General features: G+C 66.0%; 9 protein-coding genes. 1 reads left to right on the top strand and 8 read right to left on the bottom strand.

Features of this window, described 5'->3' with window-relative positions; all coding sequences use genetic code 11:
- Positions 1-9: 9 nt before the first annotated feature.
- Positions 10-933, top strand: a complete 924-nt coding sequence (locus AUL32_RS08490) for a DMT family transporter (RefSeq protein ID WP_062113689.1) — start codon at positions 10-12, stop codon at positions 931-933.
- Positions 934-1,006: 73 nt separating this feature from the next.
- Here the strand turns inward: AUL32_RS08490 and serA are convergent, their stop codons facing one another.
- The 8 genes from serA to ybgF form a co-directional block, all read right to left on the bottom strand.
- Positions 1,007-2,599, bottom strand: a complete 1,593-nt coding sequence (gene serA / locus AUL32_RS08485) for a phosphoglycerate dehydrogenase (protein ID WP_062113687.1) — start codon at positions 2,597-2,599, stop codon at positions 1,007-1,009.
- 203 nt (positions 2,600-2,802) lie between these two features.
- Positions 2,803-3,978: a phosphoserine transaminase gene (locus tag AUL32_RS08480; RefSeq protein ID WP_061976713.1), complete on the bottom strand. Its 1,176-nt coding sequence runs from the start codon at positions 3,976-3,978 to the stop codon at positions 2,803-2,805.
- Positions 3,979-4,179: 201 nt separating this feature from the next.
- Complete coding sequence (locus AUL32_RS08475) at positions 4,180-4,965, bottom strand: outer membrane protein (RefSeq protein ID WP_062113685.1); 786 nt, start codon at positions 4,963-4,965, stop codon at positions 4,180-4,182.
- A 218-nt stretch (positions 4,966-5,183) separates the two neighbouring features.
- Positions 5,184-5,981: an outer membrane protein gene (locus AUL32_RS08470; RefSeq protein ID WP_062113683.1), complete on the bottom strand. Its 798-nt coding sequence runs from the start codon at positions 5,979-5,981 to the stop codon at positions 5,184-5,186.
- Positions 5,982-6,197: 216 nt separating this feature from the next.
- Positions 6,198-7,547 (bottom strand): phosphoglucosamine mutase, encoded by a 1,350-nt coding sequence (gene glmM, locus AUL32_RS08465; RefSeq protein ID WP_062113681.1) that lies wholly within the window; start codon positions 7,545-7,547, stop codon positions 6,198-6,200.
- Between the two features lie 222 nt (positions 7,548-7,769).
- On the bottom strand, positions 7,770-9,707 hold the full coding sequence (gene ftsH, locus AUL32_RS08460; protein ID WP_061977869.1) for an ATP-dependent zinc metalloprotease FtsH: 1,938 nt from the start codon (positions 9,705-9,707) through the stop codon (positions 7,770-7,772).
- Entirely contained in the window at positions 9,707-11,152 is a 1,446-nt protein-coding gene (tilS, locus tag AUL32_RS08455; protein ID WP_062113678.1) for a tRNA lysidine(34) synthetase TilS, read from the bottom strand. Before tilS ends, ftsH begins: the two co-directional genes overlap by 1 nt.
- On the bottom strand, positions 11,152-11,751 hold a 600-nt coding region (gene ybgF / locus AUL32_RS08450; RefSeq protein ID WP_082659421.1), incomplete at its 5' end, for a tol-pal system protein YbgF. The genes ybgF and tilS, both read right to left, overlap by 1 nt.

The following is an 11,751-nucleotide window of genomic DNA, read 5'->3' as shown; positions in this document are numbered from 1 at the left end:
AGACCTTCCATGCTCTCCCGCCTTGGCCACCCCTATGTCCTTCTCGGACTGACCGCCCTGATCTGGGGCGCCAACGCGGTGGCGGGCAAGCTCGCGGTCGGCCATGTCTCGCCCATGCTGATGACCTTCCTGCGCTGGGCGATGGCGGTGCTGGTGCTCCTGCCCTTCGTGCGGCCGCATCTCAAGCGGGACCGGGAGGCGCTGCGCGGGCGCTGGGGGTACTTTCTGCTGATCGGCTTTCTCGGCTTCACCGCGTTCAACTCGCTCTTCTATCTCGCGCTTTCCTACACGACCGCGATCCACGCCATGATCGTGCAATCCTCCATGCCGCTCGTGGTCTTCGTCGGCATGTTCGCGATCTTTCGCGCCCGCACCACACCGCTCCAGCTCGTCGGCTTCGGCCTGACCCTGGTCGGCGTGTTGCTTACCGCGGCACATGGCGCGTTTTCCACTCTCCTGCATCTGGAGGTGAACGAAGGCGACGCGCTGATGGTCGTCGCGGTGTTCTGCTTCGGCGCTTATACCATCCTCCTGTCGCGCAAGCCGACGGTTCACTGGATCAGCTCGATCTTCCTGATCTCACTCGCGGCCGCTTTCACCTCAGCGCCGATCGCCTTGGCGGAAGCCGCGCTCGGCCATGCGCAATGGCCGGATGCGCAGGGCTGGGCAGTCCTGGTCTTCTCCGTTCTCCTCGCCTCGATCGCCTCGCAGAGCCTCTACATTCGCGGCATCGAGATGATCGGCGCGAACCGGGCCAATCTCTTCGTCAATCTCGTGCCGATCTTCGGCACGCTGCTGGCGGTCGCGGTGCTTGGCGAGCCGCTCTTCGCCTACCACGTCGTCTCGCTGACGCTGGTTTTGGGCGGCATCATGCTGGCCGAGTTCGGCAAGCGGAACCAGCGCGTCGCCACCCGCCCCAAGCCAGCGGGCTGAAGGGCGCATAGCAAAAAGGGCAGAGCGGTTTCCCGCCCTGCCCTCTCATGGCTTGTGCCGATCCTTTGACGGATCAGACGTCGAAGGTCAGCATCTTGGCCTGGCCGATGGCGTTGAGGCCACGGATCTCGTTCAGGAAATCCTCGCTCAAGGGGCCGTCCAGATAGATCACGGCGATGGCGTTGCCGCCCTGCTCGTCGCGGCCGAGATGGAAGTTGGCGATGTTGATGCCGGCCCGGCCGAAGGCGGTGCCGAGCTCACCGATCACGCCCGGAACGTCCTTGTTCGCGGTGTAGAGCATGTAGCGGCCGACATCGGCCTCCATGTTGATGCCCTTGATCTGGATGAAGCGCGGTTTGCCGTCGGAGAAGGTCGTGCCGGCCACCGAGCGCGTCTGCTTCTTGGTCTTCACCGTGACCATGATGTAGCCGTCGAACACGCCGGTCTTGTCGCGGCGCACTTCGGAGACGGCAATGCCGCGCTCCTTGGCCATGAGCGGGGCGGAAACCATGTTAACGGTCTGGACCTGCGCCTTCAGAAGGCCGGCGATCGCCGCCGCCGACAGGGCGCGGGTGTTCATCGTGCCCGGCGCGCCGTCATAGACGATCTCGATCCCGTCGATCGCCTCTTCGGTGAGCTGGCCGGCGAAGGAGCCGAGGATCTCGGCGAGCTTCACGTAGGGCGTCAGGATCGGCGCTTCCTCGGCCGTGATGGACGGCATGTTGAGCGCGTTCGACACGGCGCCGTTCACGAGATAGTCGGCCATCTGCTCGGCCACCTGCAGGGCGACATTCTCCTGCGCTTCCGTAGTGGAGGCGCCGAGATGCGGCGTGCAGACGACGTTGTCGAGACCGAAGAGCGGGCTATCGGTGGCCGGCTCGACCTCGAACACGTCGATGCCCGCGCCCGCCACATGGCCGGCCTTGATCGCGTCCGCCAGGTCCTTCTCGACGATCAGGCCGCCGCGCGCGCAGTTGATGATGCGCACGCCCTTCTTCATCGTCGCGATCACCTTGGCGTCGATGATGTTGCGCGTCTTGTCCGTCAGCGGCGTGTGCAGCGTGATGAAGTCGGCGCGCTTGAAGAGATCCTCCAGCTCGACCTTCTCGATGCCCATGTCGCGCGCCCGCTCTTCCGAAAGGAACGGGTCGAAGCCGATGACCTTCATCTTCAGCCCGACGCCGCGCGAGGCGACGATGGAGCCGATATTGCCGCAGCCGATGACGCCCAGCACCTTGCCGGTGATCTCGACGCCCATGAAGCGGTTCTTCTCCCACTTGCCGGCCTGGGTGGAGGTGTCGGCGGCGGGCAGCTGACGGGCGGTCGCGAACATCATGGCGACGGCGTGTTCGGCCGTGGTGATGGAATTGCCGAAGGGCGTGTTCATCACGATGATGCCCTTCCGGCTGGCGGCCGGAATGTCGACATTGTCGACGCCGATGCCGGCGCGGCCGATGACCTTCAGCTTGCCCGCCGCGTCGATGATCTTTTCCGTGACCTTGGTCGCGGAGCGGATGGCGAGGCCGTCATACTGTCCGATGACCTCGAGCAGCTTGTCCTTATCCTTGCCGAGGTCGGGCAGATAGTCGACCTCGACGCCGCGATCCTTGAAGATCTGAACGGCGGTAGGGGACAGCTTGTCGGAAACGAGAACGCGGGGTGCCATGGGAATGGTCCTTGGGTGCGGATCGGGTGCGGATCGCGCCGGCCGAACGCGGCAACGGGCGAAGCGAAAAACGAGAAACCGGAGAAGAGAATGCGAGCCGGGGGCGGACGGCGCGTCGCGCGCCGTCAGCTTCGAGGCGCCGGGCTCATGGCCGGGCGCCCGGCCCCTTCACCTCGGAAGGGGCCGTCCAGGGTTGGACGATGTCAGGCGGCCTGGGCCAGCGTCGCCTTCTGAGTCTCGTAGGCATAGGCGAGCCAGGGCATGAGCGCCTCGACATCCGCCGTCTCGACGGTCGCGCCGGTCCAGATGCGGAGGCCGGCGGGCGCATCGCGATAGGCACCGATGTCGAGGGCGACGCCCTCCTTCTCCAGAAGCGAGGCGACGCCCTTGGCGAAGGCGTCCTGAGCATCCTTCGGCAGGGCCGTCAGCGCCGGATCGGTGAACTGAAGGCAGACCGAGGTGTTGGAGCGGATCTCGGCGGACTTGGCGAGGAAGCCCAGCCAGCTATTGGCCTCGACGAAACGCTCGATCACCGCGAGATTGGCGTTGGCGCGGGCCTTCAGCCCTTCCAGACCGCCGACCGACTTGCCCCACTGGAGCGCGTCCAGATAATCCTCGACGCAGAGCATGGAGGGCGTGTTGATCGTCTCGCCCTTGAAGATGCCTTCGATCAGCTTGCCGCCCGAGGTCAGGCGGAAGATCTTCGGAAGCGGCCAGGCCGGCTTGTAGGTGGTCAGGCGCTCCACCGCGCGCGGGCTGAGGATCAGCATGCCGTGGGCCGCCTCGCCGCCCATCACCTTCTGCCAGGAGAAGGTGACGACATCGAGCTTGTCCCAGGGGAGGTCCTGCGCGAAGGCGGCCGAGGTCGCGTCGCAGATCGTCAGACCCTGGCGGTCGGCGGGGATCTTGTCGCCGTTCGGCACGCGCACGCCGGAGGTCGTGCCGTTCCAGGTGAAGACGACGTCATGGTCGAAATCGATCTCAGCGAAATCCACGATCTCGCCATAGCCGGCTTCGAGGACGCGGGCGTCGGTCAGCTTCAGCTGCTTCACCGCGTCGGTCACCCAGCCGGAGCCGAAGCTTTCCCAGGCGACCATGTCGACCGGGCGGGCGCCCAGCAGAGACCACATGGCCATCTCGACGGCGCCCGTGTCGGAGGCCGGAACGATGCCGATGCGGTAGTCCGCAGGGACCTGAAGAATGTCGCGGGTGTCCTCGATGGCCTGTGCCAGCTTGGTCTTGCCGAGCTTGGCGCGGTGCGAGCGGCCGAGAGCGGCGTCGCTCAGGGCTTCCAGCGTCCAACCGGGACGCTTGGCGCAGGGGCCAGAGGAAAAGCGGGGGTTTGCCGGACGCGTGGTCGGCTTGGTGGCGTCAGCCATGTAGCTATCCTCACAGATAGAAGCGCCTCGTTGGGGAGGCGTGTCCCACGGACGGGGATAGGGACAGTTCGTCGCGCAGTCAAGTGACATCGTGATGAAGGCGGCGCGCCCGCGAGGAGCCTCCGGCCCAAGCGTCTGAACGCGAAAAGGGCGGGTTTCCCCGGCCCTTCCCGATCCTGAAAACTTGGAGATACGCCCGGCCTACCAGAGGCTGTAGCGCAGGCCGGCGGAGATCGTGTGCCGGTCGAACCCGTCGTCGGAGCCGATGCCGGTCTGCCCGGGCAGGCCGACCGTCGCGCCAGCCAGCTTGTAGTTGTCGCCGCTCTCGACGTTGAGATAGCGGTAGCCGATGTCGAGCGCGAGGTTCTTGGTGAGGTCGTAGGCGACGCCGGCCGAGAGCGACCAGGCGAAGCGCCAGGAATCCTCGCCCTTGGTCGGGGCGGTCGAGCAGTAGAGTGCTGAGCAGAACTCGAGGCTCGGCTTGTCGTAGCTCAGATGCACCGCGCCCACGCCGCCGCCGACATAGGGCGTGAAGCCCGCGAGCGTGCCGAGATCGACATAGGCATTGGCCATCACGTCCCACATCGCGGCGTCGCCGCGATCGCGGACCGTGCAGCCGACGCCGCAGAAGATCGACGAATCGGTCCGCGCGTTGAAGTCGGGCTGGGAGTAGCGCGCGGTCACATCGGCGCGCAGCATGTCGGTGAAGCGATAACCGATGCCGCCGCCCCCGCCGAACGTCTCGTCCAGGCTGGCATCGCGATAAGACTCGGTCGTGGCGCCGAAGGGCGTGCGCAGCGTGCGCGAACCTTCCAGGTCGGAACTGAAGTCGTAGGTGGCGTCGCCGCGCAGATACCAGCCGGTGCCGATCTCGACGGGCACGAGTTCGGGGGCCTCGCGGTAGATCGGACCCATGTCGGCGGCGGACGCCATGGTAGGCAGGGAAAGGGCCGCAGCCCCCAAAAGGAGAAGGGTCTTTAAGGTCATCGCGATCGGCCTCGAAACGGTAAAAGCCACGAAAGCGGATCGCAGATGCCGCCTTCCTCGCATTAACCATGCCGCAGGATGATTAACGCAGGGTTAACCCTGTTTCTTAACCCTGAGCCCTCATTAGGCTTAACGCGAAAAGGCCGCCCTTCCCGGGGGAAGAGCGGCCATGGATGCGTGCAACTATCCCGGCCCCGAGCGGGCCGCAGGGACGGCGCTTAGAAGAAGGAGTAGCGCAGACCGGCCCGAACGGCGTGGATATCGAAGCCGTTGTCGCGGCCCTGAATGCCGGAGGCGCCGGCGGCGCGGTCCTGCGCGTCGAAGGCGAAGGCCTTGCCTTCGTAGACGTGCGTCCAGCGATAGCCGACGTCGAGCGCCAGCGAGTGGGTCAGGTCGATGCTCGCGCCGGCCATGAGCGAGTTGGCAAAACGCCAGCTGTCCTCGCCCTCGTGGACGCCGAGATAGTTGTTGGGATCGCCGCAGGTGGTCGAGCAGATCTCGTTGCGCATGTCGCCGTAGCTGACATTGGCGAAGCCGATACCGGCGCCGAAATAGGGCGTGATCGGGCCGAAATAGGGCAGATCGACATAGGCGTTGGCCATGACGGTCCAGAGATCGGCTTTCGAGCTGTCGTTGAACCGGCAGCCGCTACCGCCGGAATAGGGGCAGTCGCTGCGGCCCTTGACGTCGAAATCGTAGTAATCGACGGCGAGATCGGTGCGGAAGTGCTCGGCCCAGCGGTAGCCGACGCCGGCGCCCAGACTGTAGCTGTCCTTCAGCTCGATCGAGGAATAGCGAAACTCGTCGCCGTAATTGCCGCTATAGGCGTCGAAATAACGGAACGAGCCGTCCGTCTCCGAGGAGAAGACATAGCCCGCGTCGGCGCGGATGTACCAACCGCTATAGTCGGCCGGCGTTTCCTCGACCACCGGGATCGGCTCGATGATGTCGGCCGCCTTGGCCGCGATGGGAAAGAGAGAGGCGCCCGCCAGAACGGCAACGACAAGCCGATTCATATCAAAGATCTCCAGACTTCGAACAGTCAGCGGCTTGGGTTCCGCGATCGATCGAAATCTAAAGATTAATGCTTAATCCAAAGTTACCTTCCCCAACGCAATGGCCAAATCCGTTGCCTATCCGCAACAGTCGACCCTTTGCGAGCGTCGTTTTGCGAAAGTGACGCCCTCGTACGTTGACGATAGGGCTTCCGTTTCACCCAACAAAGAAGGGACTCAGGCGGCCGCGCGGCGCAGCACGTCGCAGATGTCATCCACCACATCCGCCACGAGACGGGCGTCGTCTCCCTCGGCCATGACGCGGATCAGTGGCTCGGTGCCGGAGGGGCGGATCACGAGGCGGCCGGTATCGCCCAGCCGCTCGCGCCCAAGATTAATGACATCCTGCACCTTTGGAAGTTCCAGCGGCGTGCCGCCACCGAAGCGCACGTTCTTGAGGATCTGCGGCACGGGCTCGAACTTGCGGCAGACCTCCGAGACGGTGCCGCCCGCCTTGCGCACCACGGCCAGGACCTGCAGAGCGGACACGAGCCCGTCCCCGGTCGTGCCGAAATCGGAGAGGACGATATGCCCGCTCTGCTCGCCGCCGACATTGTAGCCATGCTCGCGCATGTGCTCCACGACGTAGCGATCGCCGACCTTGGTGCGGGCGAGCTGGATCTGCCGGTCGTTGAAGAAGCGCTCCAAGCCGAGATTGGACATGATCGTGGCGACCACGCCGCCAGCCGCCAGGCGCCCGTCCTCGGACCAGGCCTCGCCGATCACTGCCATGATCTGGTCGCCATCCACGATCTCGCCGCGCTCGTCGATGATGAGCACCCGGTCGGCATCGCCGTCCAGCGCGATGCCGATATCGGCGCGCACTTCGCGCACCTTGGCGCGCAGGGCATCCGGGCTGGTGGAGCCGCAGTTGAGATTGATATTGGTGCCGTTCGGCTCGACGCCGAGCTTCACCACTTCGGCGCCGAGCTCCCACAGCACGTCCGGCGCCACGCGATAGGCCGCGCCATTGGCGCAGTCGATGGCGACCCTCACGCCATCCAGCGACAGGTCGCGCGGCAGCGTGCGCTTGGCAAATTCCGCATATCGATCGCGCCCGCCATCATCATAGCGCTTGGCGCGGCCGAGCTGGTCGCCGAAGGCGAGGCGCGAGGTCAGGTCCTCGTCGATCAAACGGTTGATCTCCGCTTCCAGCTCGTCGGACAGCTTGTAGCCGTCGGGGCCGAAAAGCTTGATGCCATTGTCCTCGAATGGATTGTGCGACGCCGAGATCATCACGCCGATATCGGCGCGCATGGAGCGCGTCAGCATGGCGACCGCAGGGGTCGGCATGGGACCGAGCATCAGCACGTCGACGCCGACCGCCGTAAAGCCCGCGCATAGTGCCGGCTCCAGCATGTAGCCGGACAGGCGCGTGTCTTTCCCGATCACGACGCGATGGCGGTAGTTCCCGCGCTTGAAGGCAAGGCCCGCCGCCATGCCGACCTTCATCGCGATCTCGGGTGTCATCGGATGGCGGTTGGCCCGACCTCGAATGCCGTCCGTCCCGAAATAGGATTTCGCCATGGTGATCCCCTCGATCTCTGTTTCCTCGGGCCTGCGGATGGGTCGGCCGGGAGGCTTCGAACGCCCCAGCCGGGCCGCCTGCCGAACGGCTCGCGCCGGTAAACCAATCAGCCGCCGCGCCGTTTTTTGGGCCGCGTAGCGTCCTCGCCGCCCCTCCGGCAAGGCCTCTCACAAAAAAGGCGGGCCGGAGCCCGCCTCTCATTCGATATGCCCGCGATCGCCTCAGGCGGTCGGCTGCGGCTCCAGGCCACCATCCGTGTCGTCGCGCGGGCCGCTCGGCTTGGAAGAGCCGGCCTTCGGGACGGCCGAGCCGCGCGAGGGCGGCGTGTCGTCGCCCATGTCGCGGGCCAGCGGCTTGCCGGCCAGGAGATCACGCACCTCGTCGCCCGACAGGGTCTCGTATTCGAGCAGACCATTGGCGACGATGTGAAGATCGTTGATGTGCTCGCGCAAGATGCGGCGGGCCTTGTTCTCGGACTCTTCGATTATGCGACGCACTTCGGAATCGATCAGGCGCGCCGTCTCCTCCGACATGTTCTGCTGCTGCGAGACGGAATGACCGAGGAAGATCTCTTCCTGGTTCTGCCGGTAGCGCAGGCGGCCGAGCTTGTCGCTCATGCCGTATTCCATGACCATAGCGCGGGCCATATTGGTGGCCTGCTGGATGTCGTTGGAGGCGCCGGTGGTGACGTTCTCCAGCCCGTAGATGATCTCCTCGGCCGCGCGGCCGCCGAAGATCATGGAGAGACGGGCTTCCATCTCGTTCTTGCGCATGCCGTAGCGGTCGCGCTCCGGCAAGTTCATGGTGACGCCCAGCGCGCGGCCACGCGGAATGATCGTGACCTTGTGCAGCGGGTCGTTGAACGGCTCGAAAATACCGACCAGCGCGTGACCGGCCTCGTGATAGGCGGTCAGCTTCTTCTCGTCCTCGGTCATGGCCATGGAGCGACGCTCGGCGCCCATCATGACCTTGTCCTTGGCGTCCTCGAATTCCAGCATGGTGACGAGGCGCTTGGAGCGGCGCGCCGCCATCAGCGCGGCCTCATTCACGAGATTGGCGAGATCGGCGCCGGAAAAACCCGGCGTGCCGCGCGCGATCGTCTTGAGATCGACATTCGGGGCCAGCGGTACGTTGCGCACATGGACCTTGAGGATCTTCTCGCGCCCGCCGACATCGGGGTTCGGAACCATGACCTGACGGTCGAAGCGGCCCGGACGCAGAAGCGCGGGGTCAAGCACGTCTGGCCGGTTGGTGGCCGCGATGAGGATGATGCCCTCGTTCGCCTCGAACCCGTCCATCTCCACCAGAAGCTGATTCAGCGTCTGCTCGCGCTCGTCATTGCCGCCGCCGAGTCCGGCGCCGCGATGACGGCCGACCGCGTCGATTTCGTCGATGAAGATGATGCAGGGCGCGTTCTTCTTGGCCTGCTCGAACATGTCGCGCACGCGGCTGGCGCCGACGCCGACGAACATCTCGACGAAGTCCGAACCCGAAATGGTGAAGAAGGGAACGTTCGCCTCGCCCGCAACGGCTCGGGCCGTCAGCGTCTTGCCCGTGCCCGGAGGGCCGACGAGGAGGACGCCGCGCGGAATCTTGCCGCCGAGGCGCTGGAACTTCTGCGGCTCGCGCAGGAACTCAACGATTTCTTCGAGGTCCTGCTTGGCCTCGTCCACGCCCGCCACGTCGGCGAAGGTGACGCGGCCGTGCGCCTCGGTCAGGAGCTTGGCCTTGGACTTGCCGAAGCCCATCGCCTTGCCGCCCGCGCCGCCTTGCATCTGGCGCATCAGGAAGATCCAGACGCCGAGGATCAGGAGGATGGGGCCGAAGGATACGAGGATCGACCAGATCGGATTGACGTTGTCCGAAGGCGGGCTCGCGTTGATCTGGACGTTGCGCTGCTCAAGACGGCTGACGAGCTGCGGGTCGCCCGGCGAATAGGTCTGGAACGGGCTGGCACCGTCGGTATAGGAGCCCGAAATCCGCTGGCCCTGGATGGTCACGGAGCGCACGCGACCGGAATCCACGTCGGACAGGAACTGCGAATACGGCACCTCGCGCGAATTCGCGGTCTGCGATCCGTTCGAGAAGAGCTGAAACAACGCGATCAGCAGCAGCGCGATGATCGCCCAAACGGCGAAATTGCGGAAGTTCTGGTTCATCATCCGTCCTGGAAATGCGCCCTGGCGACCTCGCGTCTCGCAACGCAGGCGGCTTCGACTTGCCCTCGAATGTAGGTGTCCGCCACCCCCTTGCCAACAGGTTCACCGCGATTTGCGGCATTTTGGGGCCGGCCGGTTAACACGGTCCGCGCCTCGGTCGCCAAATCGGCGCAAAGCCGCCAGCCGACGCGGCTGCAAACCGCTAGCGGCGACGGGGTTTCGCCCGGTTTCCAGCGGAGCGCGGGATGGGCCGCGACAAGGGCGCCCGCCTCGTTCACACCAACGGGAAGAGTGCGATGGCGGAGCGGCCCCCTCCCCCATCGGCCATAGGCCACGAGGCGCGCGATAGGTTCAGCGCCGGCTTCGACGTCGAATCGCGCGTCGAAACAGGCCTGGCTTGCCCAGGTCGGCCAGACGAGGTCCGGCGGTCCGCTGCGCCCATATTCCCGGCGAAGGTGAAGGCTCGTCTTGCTCCACGTGACCTGCGCTCCGCCCAGCGTCGCCGTGCCGTCGCTCTCGTTCCTCACGCGATGGGCCAATGACTCCAGCGCACCGCGTGCCGGGGGATAGGCACCTCCGCCCGTAGCCGTGACTGCCCGCGACAGGAGGCTGACGTCGATGGGTTCGGAGCGACTGAGCTCGACTTCGCCGAGCGTCGAGACCGAGAGATGCCCGGCCAAGGCTAAGCGCTCGATCCGCTCGGCCAGCGCCGCGTCTTCAAGGGCGCGTTGCGCTTCAGCGTCTTCCAATGCTTGGAGCAGATGGGTTTGATCGGCGTGCGAGGAAAGCTCTTCGCGCAGCCGCGCGCGGGCAAACCGCAGGTCGCGATTGCTGGGATCGTCCACGGCCGCGATGCCTTGTCCGCTAACGGCTTCCACCAAAGCGGCCTTTCGCACGCTCAGGAAGGGGCGGACGAGCACAAGGCCCGGCTCGAGATCGCGCCAGGGCCGCATGGCGGCGAGCGCCGGGCCAGCCGCGCCTCGCGCCTTGGCGAGAAGATGGGTTTCGATCTGGTCGTCGAGATGATGGGCGGTGAGCAGCGCCCCGGCACCGACCCGCCGCGCCTCGCGCGCCAGAAGGGCGTAGCGCGCCGCTCGGGCTTCGGCCGGCAGATTGCCGGCAAGCGGGCTGTCCCGGTGCCACGTGAGCACAGTGTGGGAAAGGCCGAGCGCATCGGACATGCGAGCGACTTCTGCGGCTTCCGCCGCGCTTTCGGGACGCAGCGCATGGTCCACGGTCGCGACATGGACTTGGGCGAGCCGGCCGGCGGCGTGCAGTTCGGCGGCAGCCAGGAGCAAGGCCAGCGAATCGGGTCCGCCCGAGACGGCGAGAAGCAGGCCTGCGCTTGCGCGGTCCGCCGGCAGGCGCGTCAGCGCCTCGTGAAGCAGCCGGGCCGATGGCCCCGGCGGGTCGACCGGTCCTGTCCGGTCCGGCGTCTCGTCCATCAGCCGCAGCGGGCCGTCTTTTCCTCGGTCTGCACCTTGCGCTTCACATTGGCGCTCATGTTGGGGTAGCGCCGGTTGATCTCGGCATAGGTGATGCAGGCCGTCTCGCGATTGTCGAGATGAACCAGCGACATGCCGAGCTTCAGCATCATCTCGGGCGCCTTGGGCACCTGGGGATGCGCCTTCTGCGCGTTCAGGAAGACCTCCGCTGCTTCGCGATATTTCGACTGGGCATAGAGGCTTTCGCCGAGCCAGTACTGGGCGTCCGGCGCGTCGCTCGAATTGGGGTAGGTCTGCGTGTATTGGCGGAAGGTCTGCTCGGCCTGCGCATAGTCGCCCGACAGCATGTAATTGTAGCCGAGCCCGTAGAGATCGCCCGGGCCCTTGGCCTTGATCGAGGCGACTTGCATGGGGTCCTGCGCCGGGGCTGCGGGCTTGGCCGGCGAAGCGCCAAGGCCCGTTCCGATCAGGGCGCCGATCTCGTCGCCGCCCGGCGCGGGGGTCGAGGCCGGGGTCGGGCGCGCGGCGGCGTCGCTCATCGTGGCGGGCGCGGCGGAGGCGACGCGGGCGGCAGGCGGCGAAGCGGCTGCCGGAGCGGC

Origin of the sequence: Aureimonas sp. AU40 (assembly GCF_001463785.1) — a bacterium.
Classification (GTDB): Bacteria; Pseudomonadota; Alphaproteobacteria; order Rhizobiales; family Rhizobiaceae; genus Aureimonas.
This window is presented reverse-complemented; position numbering and strand designations above follow the sequence as displayed.

What these genes read in the sequence shown, in the direction of transcription:
- ftsH (WP_061977869.1), bottom strand. Translation starts at nt 9,707, where the DNA reads ATGAACCAGAACTTCCGCAATTTCGCCGTTTGGGCGATCATCGCGCTG.
- serA (WP_062113687.1), bottom strand. Translation starts at nt 2,599, where the DNA reads ATGGCACCCCGCGTTCTCGTTTCCGACAAGCTGTCCCCTACCGCCGTT.
- AUL32_RS08490 (WP_062113689.1), top strand. Translation starts at nt 10, where the DNA reads ATGCTCTCCCGCCTTGGCCACCCCTATGTCCTTCTCGGACTGACCGCC.
- AUL32_RS08480 (WP_061976713.1), bottom strand. Translation starts at nt 3,978, where the DNA reads ATGGCTGACGCCACCAAGCCGACCACGCGTCCGGCAAACCCCCGCTTT.
- glmM (WP_062113681.1), bottom strand. Translation starts at nt 7,547, where the DNA reads ATGGCGAAATCCTATTTCGGGACGGACGGCATTCGAGGTCGGGCCAAC.
- AUL32_RS08475 (WP_062113685.1), bottom strand. Translation starts at nt 4,965, where the DNA reads ATGACCTTAAAGACCCTTCTCCTTTTGGGGGCTGCGGCCCTTTCCCTG.
- AUL32_RS08470 (WP_062113683.1), bottom strand. Translation starts at nt 5,981, where the DNA reads ATGAATCGGCTTGTCGTTGCCGTTCTGGCGGGCGCCTCTCTCTTTCCC.
- tilS (WP_062113678.1), bottom strand. Translation starts at nt 11,152, where the DNA reads ATGGACGAGACGCCGGACCGGACAGGACCGGTCGACCCGCCGGGGCCA.